This is a genomic window from Spirochaetales bacterium, from assembly GCA_016930085.1.
Lineage (GTDB): Bacteria > Spirochaetota > Spirochaetia > SZUA-6 > JAFGRV01 > JAFGHO01.
Genome location: JAFGHO010000016.1, coordinates 56,740 through 80,509 on the forward strand (window position 1 = coordinate 56,740; position 23,770 = coordinate 80,509).

The 23,770-nt window shown below is 49.2% G+C and carries 20 protein-coding genes; 14 read left to right on the top strand and 6 right to left on the bottom strand.

The genetic code is table 11. From position 1 onward, the window contains the following. Nucleotides 1-300 precede the first annotated feature (300 nt). Both JW881_02730 and JW881_02735 read left to right on the top strand, forming a co-directional pair. Nucleotides 301-903, top strand: coding sequence for a TetR/AcrR family transcriptional regulator (locus tag JW881_02730; protein MBN1696407.1), 603 nt, complete (start codon nucleotides 301-303; stop codon nucleotides 901-903). A gap of 109 nt (nucleotides 904-1,012) precedes the next feature. Beyond that, entirely contained in the window at nucleotides 1,013-2,392 is a 1,380-nt protein-coding gene (locus JW881_02735; protein MBN1696408.1) for an NAD(P)H-dependent oxidoreductase, read from the top strand. Between the two features lie 210 nt (nucleotides 2,393-2,602). On the opposite strand, the gene JW881_02740 is transcribed toward JW881_02735, so the two are convergent. Further along, on the bottom strand, nucleotides 2,603-3,541 hold the full coding sequence (locus JW881_02740; protein MBN1696409.1) for a hypothetical protein: 939 nt from the start codon (nucleotides 3,539-3,541) through the stop codon (nucleotides 2,603-2,605). Between the two features lie 198 nt (nucleotides 3,542-3,739). Then, complete coding sequence (locus tag JW881_02745; GenBank protein ID MBN1696410.1) at nucleotides 3,740-4,363, bottom strand: HPr family phosphocarrier protein; 624 nt, start codon at nucleotides 4,361-4,363, stop codon at nucleotides 3,740-3,742. Between the two features lie 368 nt (nucleotides 4,364-4,731). Here JW881_02745 and JW881_02750 point away from each other — a divergent pair, with 368 nt between their 5' ends. Next, nucleotides 4,732-6,261 (top strand): radical SAM protein, encoded by a 1,530-nt coding sequence (locus tag JW881_02750; protein MBN1696411.1) that lies wholly within the window; start codon nucleotides 4,732-4,734, stop codon nucleotides 6,259-6,261. A 77-nt stretch (nucleotides 6,262-6,338) separates the two neighbouring features. On the opposite strand, the gene JW881_02755 is transcribed toward JW881_02750, so the two are convergent. Beyond that, nucleotides 6,339-6,476 carry a hypothetical protein gene (locus JW881_02755; GenBank protein ID MBN1696412.1) on the bottom strand — a complete coding sequence of 46 codons (138 nt, stop codon included), beginning with the start codon at nucleotides 6,474-6,476 and terminating at the stop codon, nucleotides 6,339-6,341. A gap of 184 nt (nucleotides 6,477-6,660) precedes the next feature. Between JW881_02755 and trpS the strand changes: the two genes are divergently transcribed. From trpS to JW881_02785, 6 genes are all read left to right on the top strand, one after another. Next, nucleotides 6,661-7,650: a tryptophan--tRNA ligase gene (gene trpS / locus JW881_02760; GenBank protein ID MBN1696413.1), complete on the top strand. Its 990-nt coding sequence runs from the start codon at nucleotides 6,661-6,663 to the stop codon at nucleotides 7,648-7,650. Further along, on the top strand, nucleotides 7,638-8,999 hold the full coding sequence (locus JW881_02765) for an ATP-dependent 6-phosphofructokinase (protein MBN1696414.1): 1,362 nt from the start codon (nucleotides 7,638-7,640) through the stop codon (nucleotides 8,997-8,999). Before trpS ends, JW881_02765 begins: the two co-directional genes overlap by 13 nt. 85 nt (nucleotides 9,000-9,084) lie before the next feature. Then, a complete protein-coding gene (locus tag JW881_02770) occupies nucleotides 9,085-9,462 on the top strand; it encodes a hypothetical protein (GenBank protein ID MBN1696415.1) in 378 nt (125 codons plus the stop codon). A 225-nt stretch (nucleotides 9,463-9,687) separates the two neighbouring features. After that, a complete protein-coding gene (locus tag JW881_02775; GenBank protein ID MBN1696416.1) occupies nucleotides 9,688-10,851 on the top strand; it encodes a methionine adenosyltransferase in 1,164 nt (387 codons plus the stop codon). 67 nt (nucleotides 10,852-10,918) lie between these two features. Beyond that, nucleotides 10,919-11,995 carry an aminopeptidase gene (locus tag JW881_02780; protein ID MBN1696417.1) on the top strand — a complete coding sequence of 359 codons (1,077 nt, stop codon included), beginning with the start codon at nucleotides 10,919-10,921 and terminating at the stop codon, nucleotides 11,993-11,995. A gap of 254 nt (nucleotides 11,996-12,249) precedes the next feature. Then, on the top strand, nucleotides 12,250-14,133 hold the full coding sequence (locus JW881_02785) for an endo-1,4-beta-xylanase (GenBank protein ID MBN1696418.1): 1,884 nt from the start codon (nucleotides 12,250-12,252) through the stop codon (nucleotides 14,131-14,133). A gap of 107 nt (nucleotides 14,134-14,240) precedes the next feature. On the opposite strand, the gene JW881_02790 is transcribed toward JW881_02785, so the two are convergent. The 3 genes from JW881_02790 to JW881_02800 all read right to left on the bottom strand — a co-directional run bounded on the left by JW881_02790 (nucleotide 14,241) and on the right by JW881_02800 (nucleotide 19,577). Further along, nucleotides 14,241-15,308: a class I fructose-bisphosphate aldolase gene (locus tag JW881_02790; GenBank protein ID MBN1696419.1), complete on the bottom strand. Its 1,068-nt coding sequence runs from the start codon at nucleotides 15,306-15,308 to the stop codon at nucleotides 14,241-14,243. A 196-nt stretch (nucleotides 15,309-15,504) separates the two neighbouring features. Continuing rightward, nucleotides 15,505-16,242 (bottom strand): MBL fold metallo-hydrolase, encoded by a 738-nt coding sequence (locus JW881_02795; GenBank protein MBN1696420.1) that lies wholly within the window; start codon nucleotides 16,240-16,242, stop codon nucleotides 15,505-15,507. Next, nucleotides 16,239-19,577: a UvrD-helicase domain-containing protein gene (locus JW881_02800; protein MBN1696421.1), complete on the bottom strand. Its 3,339-nt coding sequence runs from the start codon at nucleotides 19,575-19,577 to the stop codon at nucleotides 16,239-16,241. Before JW881_02800 ends, JW881_02795 begins: the two co-directional genes overlap by 4 nt. A 405-nt stretch (nucleotides 19,578-19,982) precedes the next feature. Between JW881_02800 and JW881_02805 the strand changes: the two genes are divergently transcribed. The 5 genes from JW881_02805 to JW881_02825 all read left to right on the top strand — a co-directional run bounded on the left by JW881_02805 (nucleotide 19,983) and on the right by JW881_02825 (nucleotide 23,655). Next, entirely contained in the window at nucleotides 19,983-20,129 is a 147-nt protein-coding gene (locus JW881_02805) for a hypothetical protein (protein MBN1696422.1), read from the top strand. Between the two features lie 136 nt (nucleotides 20,130-20,265). Then, complete coding sequence (locus JW881_02810; GenBank protein MBN1696423.1) at nucleotides 20,266-21,312, top strand: radical SAM protein; 1,047 nt, start codon at nucleotides 20,266-20,268, stop codon at nucleotides 21,310-21,312. A gap of 32 nt (nucleotides 21,313-21,344) precedes the next feature. Further along, nucleotides 21,345-22,253 (top strand): PqqD family peptide modification chaperone, encoded by a 909-nt coding sequence (locus JW881_02815; GenBank protein MBN1696424.1) that lies wholly within the window; start codon nucleotides 21,345-21,347, stop codon nucleotides 22,251-22,253. 68 nt (nucleotides 22,254-22,321) lie between these two features. Next, complete coding sequence (locus tag JW881_02820; GenBank protein MBN1696425.1) at nucleotides 22,322-23,086, top strand: hypothetical protein; 765 nt, start codon at nucleotides 22,322-22,324, stop codon at nucleotides 23,084-23,086. Between the two features lie 77 nt (nucleotides 23,087-23,163). Continuing rightward, nucleotides 23,164-23,655: a hypothetical protein gene (locus JW881_02825; protein ID MBN1696426.1), complete on the top strand. Its 492-nt coding sequence runs from the start codon at nucleotides 23,164-23,166 to the stop codon at nucleotides 23,653-23,655. Nucleotides 23,656-23,770 lie beyond the last annotated feature (115 nt).

The window sequence follows — 23,770 nt, forward strand, 5'->3', positions numbered from 1 at the left end:
GTAAATCCCTCGCCCGAATTTACTGATGTCCCGGACATAAAAGCGTCCCTGTGTTTGTATCCCGCGTATTATCGTCAGGCGACGCCTTCTTCCTGCACCGCTTCGGCAACACTTCTCCAAGCCTCAACCACGTTAATACTGCACTAATAGCTGCAGCGCACATGTGCTATCACAATTATAGATGAAGCAAATTCATATTATCAAATTAATTTTGCCTGCCTGTTTCCTTATCCGTGAAAAAAAGTGTTTGACATTTTAATGTAACAATGTTATATTAACTTTGTTAAACAAAGGAGTATCATGACCAGGCGGCCGAACAGTGAATTACCGGAACAAATACTCGGAGAAGCGGAAGCGATCGTCGTTTCATCCGGATACGAGGCGGTCAATATGCGGACGATTGCAAAACGGGCGGGGGTAAGCGCGACGATCATCTACCACTATTTTAAAAGCAAGGACGATCTCCTGTACCGGCTGCAGTTGATCACGGCGGAAAAACTCAATGCCCGCATCCGGCATCTGGAAAACCACCCGGACCCCCATGAAGCCCTCCATCTTTTGGGAAAAGAGTATATTGCCTTTGCGGAAAACAATCCTGAACTCTACCGCCTCCTTTTAAGCAATATGGGCGGAGGCAGTCTGACCGAGGAAAATCAGCCGGTCATTTTTTACACCTACAATATCGCCCGTCAATGTCTTCAAAGGATGGCTGAAATGCACGAAACACGCGTCAATCCGTCCTATGCCGCCATGATGGGCTGGGTAATGCTTCACGGGTTTTCATCGCTTCTTCTGGCGGGTAACCTCGAACTTGCCGAGGGACTGGACAGGGAAAAATTGAAACGGATATTTTTCGATTTTTATACATCGGGTCCGCAAACGCGGAAGTATGAGACCGATTGAAACACCCGGAAACCATTCCGGCGAACACAGGCAAACGGCACCAGATAAGGTGGTTTTTTTATAGCAAAAACTTAACATTGTTAAGTTAACTATGTTAAAGGAGTACGACATGAATATCATTGTCATAAACGGAAGCCCGAAAGGGAAGCAGAGTATCACCATGCAGTATACAGCCTATCTGGCAAAAAAGAGGGGCGGACACACATTCAACACCCTGCATGTTGCCGCAATGATAGGCCGTCTGGAAAATAACATCGACGCATTCAAGGCCGCGATAACGAAAATAAGAAGTGCGGATGCCGTTCTCTGGGCGTTTCCCGTCTATTATCTTCTTGTCTCCTCCCAGTACAAACGCTTTATCGAACTTGTCTTCGAGCGAAACGCCGAATCGGCGTTTTCGGGGAAACCGGCGGTTTCCCTGTCCACCTCGATCAGATTTTTCGACAACATGGCGCATCAGTACATGAGATCGATCATGGATGACCTCGGGATGCGCTGCGGCGGCAATTATTCGGCGTATATGTCCGATTTGACCGACAGCCGGGAACGTGCGCGTCTACTCGCTTTTTTTGACGTGTTTCTGCTTTTCACCGAATCGCCTGCGCCCTTCATTCCCGCCTTTCAGCCGGTCGTCCATTGTCAACGCCCCTATATTCCGGAAAGACCGGTCGTAAAAGTCGATACCAAAGGTAAACGCATCGCCTGTATTACCGATGCCCGGCCCGGAGACGAAAACCTGAAGGCGATGATCGAACGATTTTCTGCGGCAGTCTCGGAAAAAGCGGAAATCGTCAACCTCCGCGAAATCGATTTTACGGGCGGATGCCTCGGCTGCCTGCGGTGCGGACAAAACAACCGCTGTGTCTATGAGGGCAGGGATGATTTTATCGGGCTGTACAGGAATATCGTCGAAAAGGCCGATATTCTCGTTTTTGCGGGGACGATTGCCGGTCGGCAATTGAGTGCCGTCTGGAGGCGTTTTTTCGACCGGAGTTTTTTCAACAATCATACCCCTACCCTGATGAACAAACAGATCGCCTTTCTCGTTTCGGGCCCCCTCAAGCAGCTTCCCGACATCAGACGGCCGTATGAGGCATGGCTGGAAATCCAGCGGGCTAATCTCATCGATTTTATATCGGACGATATGATCACATCCCCGGCACTCGACGCGGCGATCGATCAGTGCGCCCGGCGGCTCGTCCTTTGTGCGGACAGCGGTTATGTAGCGCCGCGCACCTTTTACGGGATCGCGGGGATGAAACTCTTCCGCGACGAAATCTGGGGCGGTCTGCGCTTTATATTCCGTGCCGATCACAAGGCCTACAAACGCATGGGGTTCTACGATTTCCCGCAAAAGCGAATCGCTTCCAGGCTGAAAATATTTATCGCCACCCTCATAACCGGACTGCCCGTGATCCGAAAACATTTTCCTTCCAGGATCAAAAGCGGCATGCTTGAACCCTTCAAGAAAGTGGTGAACGAAGCATGAAACATACATAACTCCGTGGATACGGGCTCGCTTTATAGGTATCTTGTCGTGAGGTACAATGCCGTCTGCAAAGGACATTCTCCGGACTACGGCGATATGGTTGATATAACTTTATCGCTGCTATAACGAAAAAGACTCTATTATTTATTGCGGGTAATAACTCAGACGGTATTCCGAAGTATCTGTTATACCGATGTATTAACCTTTTTTTTATTCATTTTGAATCAGAACCGGTTCCCCGTCACCGTGTTCCTTTTCGTAGATAATGAGAATTCGGCACTCCTGAAGCATCCTTCTGTTCGATTCCCTTTTCGTCAGCTTTTTTACCGCATCGTCGGGGAGGATGATATCACCGTTATGCTTTCCGAATATCCGGTTCGCCGTCGTTCGCAGCGGATCGATACCGATTCTCCTGGTAAACGGGATCTCATTCAGGGATTCCGTATACAACGCCATCCCCCACCTCTTCAGGTATCCTGGATCACACGTGTGTTTATCCAGGATAACGTTCATATTCACGTCATACAGGGTCGGAAACAGGACGGGATTCAACATCCCGGGCGAATCCTTGCCGTGCATCATATATTCTCCTTTTACATAGATGACAAGACCCGTATAGTCTCTCGAAGGGACGAATCCTAGTATTCTTCTTACCGGATTCGCACGTTCATGCCTGATAAATACGCAGGCGATTCCTTTTTCACCATACAGCGGATATGAATATGAGACGATAATGTTGTTCAAATCCTCGGAGAGGCAGGCATACTCCTTTTTTCCCCCGATCATCACCTTCTTTAATCCCGACAAACCGTTTCGTTCCCGTTGAAGCATATCCCCCAGGGTATAATATGAATCGATCCTCAAATCCAGGACAGACGAGATGAATATATCCGGCATCATTTCCTGAATCTGCATCTCCGCCGAATATCTGCCGTCCGGCTGCCGTTCACCTGCTGAGACAACCGGCGTTGAGAGATTGAGGGATAAAACCCCTTTTTCCCAATCCACCTCTTTCCTGACACGGATCGAGTCGACACTCACATTCGATGCGGAAGTAAGTAAAAATAACGCGGATAATAAAATCATCGTGCATATCAAACCGGAAAGAACGGACGCGTTACCCTTCTCGGCGCATCGATAAAAAAACAAACGTAAATTCCGTTTTCCGGAGAAAACCTTTTTTTCTTGCATAACCGGACGTAACGATTCAGCCGCTTTGACTGAAATCTTTCTCCCCCTCTCCCGTAACAACAGGTTATCTATGTATATAATGATTTTCGTCATTCATGAGAAAGTGACTTGAGAGTTTTATTACGAAGGTTGCCTCAACGGAAATTGTGATTCGATTCACTTACAGGTTTGACACCCGTTATTCACAAATTCTTCGATTGCCTCCAGAGCTTCTTTCGCTTCCCGGCCGGTAGCGATAAACTCCAGTTTCTCTCCTTTACAGGCGGCAAGCGTAAGCACCCCCAGCACGGACTTGACATTCATATATTTCTGTCCATTCAGGACAAAATTATAATGCTCCATCCCGTCTTTATGGACATAGACATCACAATCGTACCTGCTGGTGAGAACGGCCAGTGTCGACGACGGCCGCATATGAAGTCCCTTCTCGTTTTGGACTATGACATTAATCTTTGCGAATCCGTTTTTTTCAAGCGATTCCTTTTCCGCACGCCAGATATGCGCGTACTGGGTCCGCCATTCCTCCGCCGCGGTCAATTCCCCGATCGTCTGCCCCATTTCCTCCGATCGCATATGCATATATTTCTTTATTTCTTCTATCTGTTCGAGATTCTCATTTTTCTGTTTTTCCTTGATCCAGGCTTCCTTGTAATGACGGATAAAATCCTCGATCGCCTCCTCAATCGTGACTTCACGATTCTGCCGTTGAGACATATAATACTTGTGTTCCTCAATGGCTTTGAGTTCGGCAGGAGTAATGTCTATTTCCTTTATATCCATATCCTTCTCCCCCTCATCCCATACCCGTTCCCGAGATTCAAAAACCTTTCTTGATAATAGTCAGACATTTCAGGTTGTAAGAGAAATGTTGTTTTTCTGGTCCGAATCACAGAACCCTCTATATTTCTCATTTTCTTCACCTGTCTGTTAAATTTACATTTTTTTTATAAAAAAAACCACTCCTTTTTTAATTTCGGTGTAAATTTTACGCAAAAAGAGGCTTTTCAAACAAGAAAAAATGTTATTTTCACTTGCCGATTTTCTACGTTCATCGACAATTTTAACCGTCTATCTCATCGTCCGGGCTTCGTGTCGCTTTTCCTTGAGGGAAGAAGATGGTATTGTATGTTCATTCAGGTGATATATTGATGAAAGCGGCAGTTGTTGTTCCCCCACTCAGAGATTTTTATATGACACGGCACCGGTTTTCCATTCTGGGAGCAAAAACCGTCACCGCGATCCTTCAAAAAAATAATATCGAGCCGGTGCTTTTTAATTTCCCGGTGATGAGAAATAAACCGGCGGTTATTCCGCTTCCCCTCGATCTATCCTACCTCGAGCGGTTTATCATTCCGAACGAAACGGGAAAAGCGAGTTTTTTTACATCGTACAAACATTTCGGACCTTCCTTTGAGAATGCCGCACGGATCGTGGCCTCCTCCCGGCCGGACATCCTTTTTCTCTGCTGTTTTGCTTTCTGTTACGCGGGAGACCTGCTTGAGACGGCAGCGGCACTCAAGAACATCATTCCGCGTGTTCCTGTCACGGCGGGGGGAAACGGGGTTTCGGTGTATCCCCATTATTTCCTCGAACATCCCTGTATCGATTATGTACTGACCGGTGAAGCGGAAGTCTCTCTTGCCGCATTCATACACGCCATAGAACACAAAACCGGCATGCGTCATGTTCCCAATCTCTATCGGAAAGAGGGGAACCGGATAGTCGCCCCTCCGCTTCAGGGAAAATCAAGCGGCGACGACCTCCTCTGCATTTTCAACAAAACACACGAAACTGAAAACTCACTCTTTTTTTCCACCGCGGTGACGCGCGGTTGTACGAAAAAGTGCCGGTTTTGCGTACACTACCATGAAACCACCCTCAGAACAGTCCCCTATAAAAAAATCCTGAAAGAAAGCGAGAAAGCATTCGATACGGAATGCCGCGAAAAGGAGATCGCCCTCAATTTTGAGGACGACAATCTGCTTCTCCGCTCTTCTTACTTTCTCCGTCTCCTCAGGGGCCTCGCCTCCCCGCGGAGGAAGACTTCATTTTATATCGAAAGCGGTATCGACTATACGCTGCTTACCCCTTTCCTGGTAAATACCCTTGTCGCCCATGGCCTGTCACGGTTCAATCTCTCCCTTGCTTCGACCGATCCGGAATGCTGCGAGGCGGAAGGAAGGTCCCTTGATCTTCCCCGTTACGAAACGATTATCGGAGTGCTGAACGGACTCGATATCCCGTCCGTGACCTACTTTATCTGCGGACTTGAAAACGATACAAAGGAGTCCGTCGCGGAAAGCCTGCTTTATCTCGCGCGGCAGCCGACGGTTTGCGGAATCTCCCTTTTCTATCCGGTTCCGGGACTTCCCGGATTCGAGAATATGAACCGCTTCATGACCCGTTCCCCCGCCCTGACGGCAGGATCGTCGGCATATCCCTGGAACGGTTCGCTTTCGACATCCACCCTCATCACCGCATTCAGGCTTAGCAGGTACATCAATGCCGCGAAAGCCCTTGTCCGCACCGATATCGAGAGGGAACTTCTTTTGAGGATTGCCGGAAAAAAACGCCTTCATACGATCGTGAACGACAAAAAGAAAAAACGGATCGTCGAAGTACCGGAAATGGATACGGAACTCGAGAACATTTTTTTCAGCAGACTGGCTACATTGTAATATCGAGCGGCATACAACGCGGTGCCGTTTCGACGCCTCGCCGAGAACCGGGTAGCGGACGGGACAGCCCGTTCAGTCTAGTAAGCGGCAAGGACAGTCCCGGTGTCATCCGATCTGCCGCCCCATTTCATTCCCGTCTGTCCCCGTCCGTTATCCCGTCGATTCCAGAAAATAACCCTTGTGAAAAAAATCCCACACTCAATCGATCCCGGCATCACCTCTCCCTTGACACAAAACTCCAAAGTTGTATACATTATTGTCGGAGGGGATATGGGATATCCGCTGAAAATACTTCGTATCCTCCATGAAAAGAGGGAATCCTTTTAAGGAAAAACAAGTTTTTTCAGGGAAGCTACCTATCCTTATCCATTGATAATAATACAAGTGCAGGAGAAACGTGTGAAAGTTCTTTTTTCCGGAATACAGCCCACCGGTTCGCTTCATATCGGTAATTATTTTGGCGCGATAAAAAACTGGGTCAAAATACAGTATTCCTATAAAACATTTATCAGTGTGGTCGACTACCATGCAATCACCGTGGAATATGAGCCGTCGGCGATGCCCGACAGAGTGATGGACATGGCCGTCAATCTTTTTGCCTGCGGGATAGATCTTGAAAAAACTATTCTCTTTATCCAGTCCGAAGTACCGGGCCATGCCGACCTTACCTGGATATTCAATACTATTACTCCGCTGGGCGAACTCGAGAGAATGACGCAATTCAAGGAAAAGGCGAGCCAGCACAGAAAAAATATCAATGTGGGGCTTCTTGATTATCCCGTACTCCAGGCCGCCGATATCCTCCTTTATAAGGCTGAACTCGTCCCCGTTGGAGAAGACCAGGTGCAGCACATCGAGTTCACGCGGGAAATTGCGCGCTATTTCAACAAGCGATACGGGGAAACTTTTCCCGAATGCCAGGCCCTTCTCACAAAAACACCGCGTATCATGGGGCTCGACGGTGAAACAAAAATGAGTAAAAGCAAAAACAATTATATCGGAATTCTGGAAACGGAAAACGAGATATGGAATAGGGTATCCGTGGCCAAAACAGATCCCGCACGGATCAAACGGTCGGATCCGGGAAATCCGAATATATGCAATATCTTCTATTACCATAAACTCGTCACCCCCGAGGAAGAACGTGAAGAGGTCGCCGAAGGCTGCATGAACGCGACAATCGGGTGTCTCGACTGTAAAAAGGTATTCATGAAGCACCTCATGAATGTCCTCAACCCCATCAGGGAACGGTACGAGAATCTCATGAAAAACAAGCACAGCATTCGCGAGATATTAACGAACAACGCGGAAAAATGCAGACACATCGCCAAACAGACAATACTTGAGACAAAAGAAAAAATGGGGATAAACCCGGTATGGAAGATTTGAACATAAATGAAGAAGATCTTCATATAGAGTCGCTCGGAACCCCTGCACTGCGATCGCCGCTCAAGCTTTCGACGGTATACGGCGACCAGATAGCCAATTATGTCGAGGATACCGAATCCGTGCTGTTTTACTCGGATAAAAACATGATCCTCGAGAAAATCAAAGAAAACGAACAACTTCCGGCTTTCGAGAAGGCGGGCCCCCGATACAATATCTTTTTCGAACCCTCGAACACAAAAGCCGCCATCGTCACCTGCGGGGGGCTTTGTCCGGGCATCAACAATGTCATCAGGTCCCTGGTCATGGAACTCTTTTACCGGTATGGGGTGCCCGTCACGTATGGTATCAGATACGGGTATCAGGGATTCATTCCCGAATACGGCTACGAACCTCTTCTCCTGACACCGGACCTTGTCAAGGATATTCATATGCAGGGCGGGAGTATTCTCGCATCGTCACGCGGGAAACAGGACGTCGGGAAAATCGTCGACACCCTCTCGAAACTCGGGGTATCCATCCTCTTTACCATCGGCGGGGACGGAACCCTGCGCGGGGCGCATGCGATTCATGAAGAAGTGAAAAAGCGGCGCATGTCAATGTCAATCATCGGTGTACCGAAAACCATCGACAACGATATCTCTTTTGTCGAACAGACCTTCGGGCTCGAGACCGCTTTTTCCATTGCCGGCTTTGCCATCCGCAGCGCGCATACGGAAGCGATCGGGGCCCCGAACGGGATCGGTCTGGTAAAGGTCATGGGCAGGTTATCCGGTTTTATCGCGGCCAATGCCGCACTCGCACTGAACGAAGTCAATTTCGTCCTGGTTCCGGAAATTCCCTTTGACCTTGAAGGCCCGAACGGTCTCTACACCCATCTCGAAACACGTTTGAAAAAAAAGGGACATGCGGTCATCGTTGTCGCCGAAGGGGCGGGCCAGGAATTGCTGGCAACCGCATCCTCCGAACGGGACGCTTCCGGCAATCCGAAACTGGGCGACATCGGTATATTTCTGAAGACCGCGATCAAGGAATATTTCACGAAAAAAATATCGATGGAAGTCAATCTCAAGTACATCGATCCTTCCTATATGATCCGTTCCGTACCGGCGAATGCCCATGATGCGATCTTTTGTATGCAACTCGCACAGAATGCCGTCCACGCGGGTATGGCCGGGAAATCGGGTATGGTTGTCGGGATATGGAACGGAAAGTTCACCCATATCCCTCTCGCGCTCGTGACAAGCAGGAATAAGTATCTTTCTCCGGAAGATTCCCTCTGGTTGTCCGTTCTCGAGGCGACAGGACAACCATATATAATGAAGAACGGTGAGGGTACGGCGGGCCGCTGAGAAGGCCGGACGGACGCAAGGTATTGAGGGGGGCTTTCTGGGAAAAGCCCCGGATACTTCGATAACAAACAGGAGATGATGAAGAATGAGTATCAGCAAATACCTGGATACACAAACGATTCATGACATCGTAAAATACAACAGGAAGCAGGATTATTCAAAAGGGAATGTTTCTTTTACCGGTGCACCCCGAAAACACCCCTATGACCCGAAGAAACTCCTTCTCGTTTCCGATCCGTTCAGTTCGAACACCATTTTTTTCGAGTTCAATCTCAAGGATATCACCCATCTGGAAGAACTTTCCCAGATCGCATCGGAAAAAGGAGATATCCTGAAATTAATAAAAATCTGGGTAAAAAAAGGAAGCCTCGGCGTCAGATACGAACCGTTTATCGTTGAGGACACACTCAATTACCTGAAAGATACCGAGGTCCTGCTTCAGCGTGAGAATAAGGGTACTTGAGTGCGATAAAGTCGCCTGTACGCGATTAAAGCCCCGCCTGAATGCGATAAAGAGTTCGCTTGAACACGATAAAGCCGCCTGATACACGATAAAGCCGGCACTTTATACTTGACCTTTTCAACAACTTCTGGTATTCAGTAGTGTTATCAAAAGGAAATTACCAGTAACCCGCCATACACGAGTAATTTCCCGACAATCTATAATACATCGGGAGGATATAAACCATTGAACAAAAGAGAGCATTTTGTATTCACGTCCGAAAGCGTCGGCGAAGGCCACCCGGATAAAGTATGCGATCAGATTTCAGACGCCATTTTAGACAACGCGATCAGCCAGGATGAAAACTCGCATGTTGCCTGTGAAACCTTTACCACCACCGGGTTCGTACTGGTCGGTGGAGAAATAACAACCCGCGGTTTTATCGATATTCAGCGTATTGTCCGCGGCGTTCTCAAATCCATAGGATACGACGATCCATCTTACGGCATCGATTTCGAATCATGTGCCGTTGTCTCGACGATTCACCCCCAATCCCCGGATATCGCCATGGGTGTGGACCCGGACGATTGCCATCACAAGGAACAGGGGGCGGGAGACCAGGGGATGATGTTCGGATACGCGACAAACGAAACACCGCACCTCATGCCTGCACCCATTTATTACGCCCACCAGATCATGCTGAAAGCCGCCGAAGTCAGAAAAAATGGATTGTTGCCCTTCCTCAGACCGGACGGCAAATGCCAGGTAACGGTCGAATACAAAAACGATAAGCCGGTGAATATACCGACCGTCGTTCTCTCACATCAGCACTCGGAAGAAATCAGCCGCGAGGAATTGTGTGAAAGCCTGATTGAAACGATTATCAAAAAGGCGCTGCCGCCGGAAATGCTCAAGGGAAATGTGACCTATCATATAAACCCAACGGGCAGATTCGTCATCGGCGGGCCGCACGGCGATTCGGGGCTGACGGGAAGAAAAATCATCGTCGATACCTACGGTGGTATGGCACGGCATGGCGGCGGCGCGTTTTCGGGAAAAGATCCCTCGAAGGTCGACCGATCCGCCGCGTACATGACCAGGTATATCGCCAAAAACCTCGTCGCAGCGGGCGTCTGCGACAAATGCGAGGTTGAACTCGCCTATGCGATCGGTGTCGCCGAACCGGTCTCGGTATTTGTCACCACATTCGGAACGGGTAAAATCGAAGATGAAAAAATCGAAGGCGCGGTCCGGGAAGTTTTCGAACTCAAACCGGCCGGCATCATATCGTCACTCAATCTGAAAAAACCCATTTACCAGCAGACGGCCTCCTACGGCCACTTCGGGAGGGACATCTTCTCCTGGGAAAAAACAGATAAAGTCGAAGCGATAAAAGCCAAACTCATGTAATACGGCGCGGCTGTTCGCGGAGCTGCGGACAGCCGCTTTTTTTTTCAAACGTTATTTCATAATATCGATGAAAACGACATTGCCAGAGAAATATTCTGTTTTTGCAGTCATATGCCTGTTCTTGCCGCTTCTCGCAGGCTGCTATCTTCTCAAACAGGGAAGCTACATTATCTCCTATAACATGAGGGCGAAGAAAATCGACACCCTCATCGAAGACCCCTCCATTTCACCGGAGAAAAGGGAAATGCTTTCGCTGGTTACAAAAATCAAATCCTATGCCGTTTCCACCCTCGGTCTTGCCGATGATAAAAATTACACCACCTATGTAGCAATCGACAGGGATTACTGCGCCGATGTGGTTTCGGCATCCAAAAAGGATTGCTTTGAACCGTACACATGGTGGTATCCCTTTTTCGGATCATTTCCCTACAAGGGATTTTTCGAACGGGAGGACGCACTCAGGGAAGCCGAAGCGCTTGGGAAAAAGGGCCTCGACGTTCTCTTGAGAAAGGTCGATGCGTTCAGCACACTCGGTTTTTTCACCGATCCCGTCTACTGTTACATGGCCGACTATTCACCTTACGCCCTCGCATCGCTTATTATCCACGAACAGACGCATGCGACGATCTGGCTTTCCGGCCGCATTCAGTTCAACGAAGAACTTGCGACATTCGTCGGCAGGGAAGGCGCGCTCGCATTTATAAGTGAAACCTACGGGGAAGACTCACCCCACTACAAGGAAGCGGTTGCCGTCATCGATGATTCATCAAGATTCGTCCGGCTTATCAAGTCCCTGTACAAGGACCTCGAAATCCTTTACGAAAAGGACATCGGAAGACAGTACAAACTTTCAGCGCGCGGACGGATCATACATGCCTTCAAGGAACGCTACAGACTCTTTTACCGGAAGGAGTTTCAATCGGAGGGCTACCGTGTCCCCCTCACCTTCCCCATCAACAATGCCTATATCATGCTTTTTATCACCTATACGGAAGATCTTTCCCTTTACTATGACCTCTTCAGGCGGCAGGGGGAAGATCTGCCGTCGACGATAGCGCTTCTCAAACAGGTTAAAACGGTTGGTGGCGATCCGAAGGAATATATCAGGAACGTGCTGCTCGCCGATAATCGAAATGACGAGTGAAAGGAGAAAGGCTATCAGAATAAGAGGAAAAAAAGAAAAAATCAGAGAAGCCGTCAATGTGAGCCGCCGGAACGGCGAGAAAGCGCCCGCCAAAAAAACATTGATTTTGAAGCGATTCCATGTCATAATGAGTCAGGCGGTTAACAAAAATATTCAATCTAGCCATAATAAACGAATAATTTTTTTTGTCATAATAGACGTGTTGACATCTGTTAAAAAACCATTGGCAAAAATCAAAAGGAGGTTTTTATAACATGAAAAGAAACCTGTTGTTTCTCTGGATTATTCTGTTGATGTGCGCAATACTGCACACGGGCGCGGCCCTCGATTTTATCGGGAACGTTTTTCTAAACGAGTCCGTACCGGAAGAATTCGGGTCCTACTGGAACCAGGTCACCCCTGAAAACGGGGGAAAATGGGGCGTCGCGGAATCGAAACGCGACAGCTTTTCATGGGGATGGCTCGACGGGGCATACAATTATGCGAAAAGCAATGGCATCCCCTTCAAGGAACACACATTCGTGTGGGGTAATCAGGAACCGAGCTGGATCAGTTCACTGTCCAGCAGCGAAAAAGCGGCCGAAGTCGAAGAATGGATAAAGGCCTACGGCCAGCGGTACACGGACACGGATTATATCGAGGTCGTCAACGAACCGTTACACGATCCTCCGTCGTTCGCGGACGCCCTCGGGGGTTCGGGCTCGAGTGGATGGGACTGGGTTATCTGGAGTTTCGAGAAGGCCCGCCAGTACTGTCCGAACGCACGCCTTCTCATAAACGATTACGGCATTATCAGCGATCCGGGGGCCGCAAACAATTATCTCAATATCATCAATTTACTGAAAAACGAAAACCTCATCGACGGGATCGGTATCCAATGCCATTCGTTCAACATGGACGGTGCGTCGACAAGCACCATGAACCAGGTACTCGATTCACTGGCCGCCACCGGCCTGCCCATATACGCGTCCGAACTCGATATGACCGGAGACGACAATACGCAATTACAGCGTTACCGGGAGAAATTTCCCGTTTTGGCGGATAATTCGTCTGTCAGGGGAATTACCTGCTGGGGATATATCGAAGGATCGATATGGGAGGAAGAGGCGTACCTTCTCAGATCGAGCGGTTCCGAACGTCCCGCCCTTACCTGGCTCAAGACCAACTATCTGCTTAAAACGGACGCCTCACCGGCCCCGGCCCAAACGCCGATTCCCACCGATGTTCCGACCCCGACACCTGACCCCCAGAATGCGTATAATACGGTGGAAGCCGAATTGTTCGTCGACATGAACGGTATCATGGTGGAAAGCTGTGATGAAGGCGGTGAAGGGATCGGATATATCGAAGACGGCGATTATTCGGCATATCTTGTCGACTTTACCGACGGGGCCTCCCGTATTGAAGTACGGGCGGCGAGTGAAAACTCCGGCGGAACCCTCGAAGTAAGGCTCGACGGCGTGTCGGGGACACTCCTGGGCACCGTGAATATCAGCGGTACCGGCGGATGGCAGTCATGGCAGACCTTCAGCGCGGACGTCGGAACCGTCAACGGCCTCAACACGATATACATGGTCTACAAGGGAGGAAGCGGCTACCTTTACAACATCAACTGGTTCAATTTTACCGCAGGAAGCGGCTCGACGCCGCAGCCGACGGATGTGACCACGGCGCCTCCCGGACAGGAAACGCCCGTCCCGACCGGCCCGCCTGCGGGCGGAGATTGTACCAATGTTCCCGTTTGGACCGCCGACGCCGTTTATGAAACCGCCGGTATGCGGGTTCAGTACAACGGGAATCTGTATGAAAACAACTGGTATTCAAAGAACCAGAATCCCGAACAGAACTCCGGTGAATACCAGGTCTGGACGCTTATCGGGCCCTGCGACGGCGGCGTCACTCCTGTCCCGGACCAGACCCCGGTCCCCACGCAAGCGGGGGGGCTTATCGGGGACGTGAACGGCAATGGAACGATCGATATTGTCGATGCGTTGCTTGTCGCCCAATACTATGTGGGACTCGAACCCGCGAATTTCACCTCAGCCAGCGCGGACGCCAACTGCAGCGGGAATATCGATATCGTCGATGCCCTGCTCATCGCGCAATATTACGTCGGGTTGATCGATCAATTCTGTTGACATATGGTTATCGCGGCCGCCCCGGACGAGGGTATCGGGGCGGCCGTTTTACATACACCCCCGAAACAAAGCGATCACCGGGACGACCATATAAGGCGGTATCGTTATCAGGCGATCGTCACCTCTTTTGATAAATAGACATCCTGTATCGCGTTCAGGATTTTGATTCCTTCCGCCATGGGTTTCTGGAAGGCCTTCCGGCCTGAAATAAGGCCCATACCTCCCGCCCGCTTGTTGATGACAGCCGTCCGGACGGCATCCGCGAGGTCGTTGGTGCCGGATGCGCCGCCCGAATTGATGAGACCGGCGCGCCCCATGTAGCAGTTGGCCACCTGGTAGCGGGTGAGATCGATCGGGTTGTCCGCGGCAAGCCGCTCGTACATCAGCTTGTCGAACTTGCCGTAACCGACCCCGCCTGAGTTCAGGGCGATATAACCGCCGTTGTTTTCCGGCAGCTTCTGTTTGATGATGTCCGCCTCGATGGTGACACCGATATGGTTTGCCTGGCCGGTAAGGTCCGCCGAAACATGAAAATCGGCTTCCTTTGTTTTAAAGGCGGCGTTTCGCGTATAACACCAGAGGATGGTCGCCATGCCCAGATTGTGGGCTTCCTTGAACATTTGACTTACCTCCCAAATCTGCCGCCTTGATTCCGGAGAACCGAAGTAAATCGTGGCGCCAACGGCAGTGCACCCCATATCGAATGCCTGTTCGATATCGGCATACAGCGTCTGATCGTGGGTATTCGGGTACGACAATAATTCGTTGTGGTTGAACTTGAGGATGAAAGGGATTTTGTGTGAGTATTTCCGCGCGACCGAGCCCAGCACGCCGAGCGTCGAAGCGACGGCGTTGCACCCCCCTTCGATAGCCAGCCTGACGATATTTTCGCCGTCAAAGTAGGAGGGGTTTTTCGCGAACGAAGCGCCCCCCGAATGTTCGATGCCCTGATCGACGGGGAGGATGGAAAGGTACCCCGTGCCCGCAAGGCGCCCGTGATTGAAAAGCTGTTCGAGGTTTTTCAGGACCGGAACCGGCCGGTCCGAATCAATAAAGACATCATCCACGAAGGTGGGAGACGGGACATGAATAGAACCGGCCGGAATCGTTTTGCAAGTATGGGTAAGCAGGCTTTCCGCCTCCGCGCCGAGAACTTTTTCGATGTTAATTGACATACATTCCTCCTTTTTGTCGTCTCCCCGGTGCGGCCCGCCGCACCGGGGCATAACCACAATCGCTCCTCCATCCGTTATTTATACCGAGGCCGTATTTATATACATTACCGTTCACTTCCGTGACAAACAAGGATCATTTTCCACATAATCATTACCGTTTTATGCTTTCGCTATCTTTCCGGCTGCGTTACCACCGTCATCGCATTCCCGTTTTCCGGCGGTAATTCTGAAAGACATGGCCGTGTCCCGGTATGATATAGTCCGATGATTCGATAATGGCGTTCATCGCTTCCGCGCACTTTTCCTTTCCCATATTACCGGCGTTATACGGCCACGCCTCCCCCCGTTCGTAATACGATTGCGAAACGATCGCGTCCCCGGCGATACAGAAAACCCATCCCCCGTATTCCGCGAGAAGGGAGCAATGATCCGGTGTATGTCCCGGTGTCGGCAGCAAGGTGCAGCCCGCAAAGGTATCCCCTGCTCCGCAATAACTCGGCGGCATCATGTGCGTAAAACCGCACTTTTCGGCAAGCACCTCGAGGTTCAGCCCCTTCTCCGGCCCGGTGGTGTAAAGCCGCGCGTTCGGGAAAAACGGGAGGTTGCCGAAATGATCGTGATGCCAGTGCGTGATAAAGATGCCCGCGATACTTTCGAAAGAGAGCCGTTGAAGCGTCAGATGGTAATTCAGCATCGCTTTGTTCAATTCCCTCGAAGCGGGCTCCAGATTCCACTCATCGGCATAGCCGGTGTCGACCAGATAATGCTTTCCCCCGAAGGTAATCCGGACGACCGACGAGTCGCCCGATTTCAGGAACTGCTTCCGGTACTCTGTGAAATCGGGATTATAACGCTCCCCCGCTTCGATACCAAGGGTTCCCGTTTTCACGAGGGCGAGTGTCTCTATCAATTGATTTCTTTTTTTTATCTTCATTGCGTATAATCCTTGAACAGCAAACGCTGGCGGTAATCTTCATCGGCCGTTTTTTTTCTTGCACCCTCCGCATCACTTGTCAATCGCGCGGGGATATCCCGAAGATACCTGCTTTGTTCGTTCTCCTTCCATTTTCCGAAAACCTTGCGGCGTTTGCTCCATGAAAGATACAGCAGATCTTTCGCCCTTGTTAGGGCGACATAAAAAAGCCTTCGTTCTTCATCGGGATCGCTCGACGGACCGGTCAGGGGGGTAATTCCCTCTTCGCAGCCCGCGACAAACACAACGGGAAACTCGAGACCCTTCGAAGCGTGGAAGGTAAGCAGCCGTACCGTATCCGTTTTAAAAGGGCACCCGCTTTCGTTCGGGCCGATCATACAATAGGTGAGAAATCCTTCGAGATCGGATTGAAACCGCCCGGCCGATTCGAGAAGGGCGTCCTTTTTCATGACGATCGTCTGGTCCGTCACCGGGAAACAGGGAAATGTGTCGAAAATACACTCTAAAACTGCGGGGACCCCTTTTTCTTGAAGCAGCTTGCAAAGGTCACCGTGAAAAGCCAGCAACTCATCCGTCTTCCGCTGCTGCTTCTCCGTCAAAAGCCCGCTTTCAGCGAGTCCCCTCATCAGACACCGGTCTTCCGTCTGTTTCGCGTTTTCATCAAGAAATGGAAGCGGTTCATTTTCCGAAAACACCCCGTAAAGATGAACCAGCACATCACGCAGAGAAACGATATCATTTTCGTTCAAAAGAAGGTGGAGAAGGCTGCCCGCGCAGGAGAACGGTTTTTCCGAAAAAACCGGCCGTGCGGCCCCCCCGCTAACCGGTACGCCGGCTCCCGCCAGAAACGGTACGAGTGCTTCACCCGCCGCTTTGGTCCGTGTCAGTACGGCAATGTCGGAAAACGAATACTCGCATTTTCCCGCAAAGGCGGAATCCACGGAGGTAAAACTCATTCCGCCGACGAGTTCCTCTATCCGTGAAGCAATAAAAGCCCCTTCTTCAACCGGTTCTCCCGCCCTGAAAATCAGCACTTGTTCACCCCTGCCCCTGACCGGTACGAGTGTTTTCTTCCCCGTTGCCCCGTTTTTTCCGATAACGGAAGCCGCCGAACGGAGGATTTCCTCAGTGGAACGGTAGTGATTAATGAGTGTGATCGAAACGGGTGAATATTCCCGCCCGAGGCGGAAAAACAGCTTCACGTCGGACCCCCTGAATCCGTAAATTGCCTGATCCGGATCACCGATCGCGAAAAGACACCGCCTGAGTCCGTCGTCTGTTTCATGATACCGCGGAAAGAGCGTCGAAACCAGCTCATACTGTCCCGGATTGATGTCCTGAAACTCGTCGATGGCGATAAACCTGTATCGCATCCTCAGGGATTGAAGAAGTTCGGGATCTTTTTGGAGGCAGGCGCACGTGCCCGTAATGAGCGACGAAAGGTCGAATCCGCCGTACGCCTTGACCGCATCGAGGTAGCGTTGCGCAAGGGAACGGAGCCGTTTATCTGAGGATTCCCGCGGATTCATAAAAAGCCGCTCCATCCTGTCAGCCAGACGAAGTACCTCCTTTTTTTTCATATCGGGATTGAGTATGCAAAGCAACTCGATCCGCCTGTATTTATCGTAGATGTTCCTGATTCGTGGGAATCTCTCCCTGATAATGTCAAGGCAAAAACCGTGAAACGTACAGACCTTGATACCGCCTGAAGACTTCCCCAGCATGACCGAGAGCCTCGATGCCAGTTCCTTTGACGCCCTGTTGGTGAAGGTGATCGCAAGAACCTGGCCCGATGAGGCCTGCCCGGTTTCGATGAGGCGTGCGATCCACGATGTGAGGGTTTTTGTCTTGCCGGTCCCAGGCCCGGCCGTAATTAGGAGCGCCCCTTCGGTCGTATTCAGAACCTCCCGCTGCTCCCGGTTGAGGGTATCCTTACTTTCGGGTTCACCGCTTCTTTCGCTTTTCCCCTTTTCCCCTTTCCGGATTCCCTTGTGCCCGGATGACCGCCGTGGAGAAAATTTTTTTCTTTCCGGAAGATTGCCGGCCTCAAAAAGGCTTTCCTGGCCGAGCAGGGCTTCGAGTTCATCGGCATCGAATACCCGTATAACACCAAACTCACCGTCGAAACCCGGCTTCGGGCGAATTCTTCCTTCCCTCATCCGTCCGATCGCCTCTCGATAAACGGGACCGAACCTTTGTTCGATATCCGGAAGCGGAACATCGAGAAGAAAGGTGAACTCGTTTCCCCCGAATCCGACGAGTTCGGCATAGGTCGAGAGAACCCCTTTCGAGCCCGGGCCGGTTCCCGTGATTTCGGAAACGATTTCGGGCAGGGGGATACAATATCTGAAGCCCGCGGAAGCTGCCGGCTTTATTCCCTTTTCCCTGTCAGCACATTCCAGAACACGGTGCATCACCCCCACGGTAAGCTTTCCCCCGCAGACCGGACACTCACCCGAGAGTCTCCTGGTTTCTTCCGGATCGCAGCAAATCCCGCATTTCCTGTGACCGTCGAGATGGTATTTCCCTTCTTCCGGATAAAATTCGATCGTTCCCTCGAAGCCTTCTCCGGTTTTAAGGGCCCGGAACATCGCGTCATAGGTGAGACCGGTTGAAAAAATATTTGCTTCCCGGCCGAGTTTTTGGGGCGAGTGGGCGTCCGAATTGGAAATCAGGGTATAGCGGTCGAGGGCGCTCCACCGCCAGTTCATTTCCGGATCGGATGAAAGCCCCGTCTCGAGGGCGAAAATATACCCGCTTAAATCTTCGAAACATTCCTCGATCGTATCGAACCCGCTTTTCGATCCGAAAAGAGAAAACCACGGCGTCCAGACATGGGCTGGAACGAGATACGCGTCCTCCGACGCATCGAGGACGATCTCGAGCAGGTGTTTGACGTCGAGTCCGAGGATTGGCCTTCCATCGGACGAAATATTTCCGATGGCATCGAGTTTTCTGTTTATCTTTTCGGCAACGGCAAAGTCCGGGGCGAAAAGCACGGAATGCACCTTTCTCGTCCGGTCGCCCTTTTTATAGATCGAACTGATTTCCGCCGAAAGGCAGAAACGGATATCGATATTCCCGCACCCGGCATCGTTGAACGGAAGATTCTCCGGGAGGTCGTCCGGCGGATCTTTCAGGATGAAAAAACCGTTCGAATCCGGTTTCAGTTTTTCCTTGAGTTCGGAAAACCAGACGGGGTGAGTAAAATCCCCGGTCCCGATCAGATTAATGCCCTTGACCCTCGCCCACCGGTAAAACCCTTCGAGGTTCGACGCTTTGCTCGTCGCGCGTGAATGACATGAATGAACGTGAAGATCCGCTATATAATTCATCCCCGCCAGATTAACAGATTCGGGGGTGATTGTACAGGGACTTTTTTTCCTGTTTCGCCGGGAGTGTATCCCCGCATCGAACGGCGGATTGACGATATCGCCGGCCCTTAGCGGCTTTGCTTCGTTACACGTTGAAGCCGCGCGTTCATGGCGTGTTTCTCCATGATTGTGCGGAAAACCGCCTGTGTTACTGCGTCTTTTCGTATTGTTTTAACGAAAAAAAAATTATAAATGTCATTTTTTTGTTTTTTTTTTATTGACTCTTTTGGAATTGTATTTTACGATTTGCGCAAATCGTAATGATTTACACAAATCGCAAGCGCCCGGCGATGCCGTTTTTATTCATTTGGATGACATTACCTATGCTCGTTGAGCATTGACATTTTTACGAAAGGAGGAAACCTTATGTACGAATCTCCATCAATTGAAATGCTGGGTGATTCCCAGATGAACAACGTAATGGGAGCCTTTGTTTGGGCAATAGGTCCTGTTTTTGTTGCAGTAGCAGCCGTTGTATTACTCATTTTGTCAGTAATTGATATCACTCCGTAACTGATTATCAATTAACTGAGCCACGGTCGGAATTGAGATATTATCTCTTTTCCGACCGATTTACATTTGTAAAAGCTCATTATCGTATAATAAAATACTGATGAAATTATAATACAAATCAGGAAAGGAGTCAACTATGGCGGAATTGCAATTGCCGGTGAATACATCGATACAGATCAAGCATGCAGAAATCGTAAAAGGGCCCACACAAATCGCTTTCGATATCACGAACAAATGCAATTTTAGGTGCCTTCACTGTTTTAATCGAAGCAGCGAGAACGACCGGATGAACGATGAATTAACCGACAAACAGGTAAAATATTTTATAAAAGATATAATCAAAATGAAACCGTTTAATATCTGTCTGTGCGGGGGAGAACCCCTGATCAGGTTTCATTTGATATGCGACATCTCCTCGATGCTCAAGGAGAACGACATCATGGTTTCCATGGTGACGAACGGATACCTGCTGACGGAGGAAAAGGCGGAAAAATTGTTCGCTTCCGGCGTACGCCGCGTCCAGGTAAGCCTCGATGGGGCCTGTCCGGAAACCCATGAGCGATTGAGAGTGAAAAAGGGAAGTTTTAATAAAGCGATCGAGGCGATAAAAATATTCAAGACTGCGGGATTCGACGATGTCGGTGTGGCGTTCACCCCGACCAATTTCAATTGTCACGAGGCAAGCGATGTGATCGCTTTATGCCGGAACCTCGGTGTCAGGGATTTCAGGGTACAGCCATTGATGTGTATCGGCCGGGCGAAGACGAACATGGGAAATATACTTCCTTCGAATTACCAATACCGCAACCTCGTCAAGACACTCAATGAATCAAAGACCGAATATACAGACATTAAGATCGAATGGGGCGATCCGATCGACCATTTGATTCGCTTCCGTACCGTCACACAACACCTGAACGTCTTTCTCGTCGTTCAGGCGAACGGAGATATAGCGGCTTCCCCGTATTTGCCGATAACGATCGGCAATATTAAAAAACACTCGATTCTGAAATACTGGAAAAAGGGATTGCCGAAAGTCTGGCAGTTCGAACCGATAAAAAAAATAGCGAATAACATCAAATGCATGTCCGATTTCTCCAAAGAACACAAGGATTTGCCGATTGTTTGGTTCGATCAGAATATTCGATACGATGTTATCGACGACAAACTTATCAGTTCATAATATTTTAGTTATAATAAAATGGAGATGTAATCATGAAAAAAGGAACACCGCACTTTAAAAGTGAAAATCTGCTTTACATGAGGGAGGAAAACAAAGGTTGTGTCACACTGTTATCCAAATTCCACCCCGAACTGAGAGAATTGGTGATAAACAAAACAACGAAAGAAATCATCGATTTATGCGACGGTCAAAACACGATCGAAGACATCATTTCAAAAATGAAAGCGAAATATCCGATGGTCCAGTCGGCCATCATTACAAATGACGTACACAAAATTCTCGCTAGTACCTCCAGATTGATGTTGATTCAATGGGAACACGAGAACCCGTACCTTTTTCTGAGAGAAGAAATCATAGACGATACGTACGGATTGAGAATCGGCGTCGAAGACGATTTGTTGAAGATAAAGAAATTTATTATGGACAGCGATATTCTTACAAATGGGAACGACGTTTCTTCCTCGCATTTTTATTATAAAAATGTTTATGTCAACACATATGAATACGACGAAGTTTTATTGCGGCAGAAAATATTCAATTTTAACGAGGAGTTCTTCTTTTTAACAAAAAACGGGGAAATAGAAGGATTATTATCCTTTCAGCTGCCCATTCCCCCGTCAAAGGCCGCCGTATTGAAGATGTGCATTTGTGCAAAAGAATATTTCAGGGAATTGTTTCGCTATGCATCGGACAATCTCCCGCACATATCCGTTTCGCAGCTTTCGAAAATTAAATTTATTATCAGTTCGAAGGAGCCTGTTGACGACTCCCTGGTTGAATTGCTAATATCTGAAGGATTCGGGGACGAGGGATTGTTCAGGGACGAACTGGGTTTTGATCATGATATTTCCGTCATGGGCTTGAGCTACGATCCCGTCCTTATCGATGAGATCGAAAAAAACAGGAAAGCGGCTACCGCTATCGGCGGACTGGCGCAGTAGAAACGGGACCGGCGCACAATCGGACGGATTTACCGAAATATCACAAGGGGAGTGACAGGAATCGAACCATGTATCGACGTTATATGTTAAACGTATCGTTTTTCGTTTTGAGTTTCTTTTTCTCGCATTGTTTCATTTTCGCGGAACCGGCCCTGGGGAAAATCGTTTCGGATATAAAAAACAGTAAAAAGGAAATGAGCGGCAAAATCGCCGATATAACGATCATACAGGAAAGCGAAATATATTCGGAGAAGGGAACGATGCACCTCCGGTCGACGATTTACAAAAAGTCAGATAAATTCCGGGTCGAGAATTCCTGTGAGTTCGCCGGCGCAATTACCGAAGAAACAATCATCTATGACGGCCGCGATTACTGGAAAATAGGAAGCGGCCTGAAACAGAAAATAAACAGGGACGAAATGCTGGAGAAGAACAAAACGATTGCCTTGCAGAAAAACTGGTGGGAAATAATTTCGGAGGAATCACGGCTTGAACAAGCCGACGATGAGGTAACGAACTGCTATATCATCCTGAGTGATAACAACAATGAAACATATCGGTGCTGGGTTAACAGGGACAATCTGCTTCTCGAAAAAATCGAAATCATGTTTTCCGAAGACGACAGCATCATTATCGTCTACGGCGGTTTTGAATCAGTTGTCGACGGGCACGAAATGGCGACGAAAATCGAGCTGTACAGAAACGGTATATTGGACTCGAGAATTTCAATCAAAAAGATCGACATAAATACCGGCGTCTCCGACGAGTTATTCGATCCGGACAGGGAAAAAAGTTTCGACCTGAATCGTATATTAAAGGATCTTTTTCAATAAATCGGTATAGCGAATACCCGAACAATAAACCATTGTTTATATGATCGATAAAAAATTACAATCAGAGAGGATGTTATATGAGATTATCCAGAATAATCGGATTCCTGAACAGGAGAAAGGAAAATGAAATGACGGGGGCCGGATTTATCGCCGGAACCGTCCTGGGAATTATCATCGGGCTGTATATCTTTCTTTCGGTACTTATTCTGAAAGAGGTCACATTAAACCAGCTCGAACTCTCACTCAAGCCGTACGAACGGCTTATCAGCATGGACCCGGTTACCATTTATTATATTACCCTCATCGCGACCCCGCTTATCGTGGTCTTCATTCATATGATAATCGGTGTGGTGATCGGGATCGGTGTCAATAAACTGAAAAAACCGTCCGCCTGGAAGATCTTGCTCGGCGGGGCCGCTCTGGGGACGCTTTTCGGCTTTATCACGAGTGCCCCGGCCCCGAGGATTGTTACGTTTATAGTCTGTTTGGCGGCGTGGATTGTTTTTTCCCTTGTTTTTCTCCTGACCGTTCGTTTATCGAACAGGGAACCGGAGGATAAAACGGCCTGATGCCCTGAAGGGAAAAGACAGAGAGATAATGAAAAGCGGCGGGGCGTATTTCCCGGCGACACCCGAGTCGATTGCGGTCTCCGCGGAAATGCGGATGGAAATATAACTCATGGAA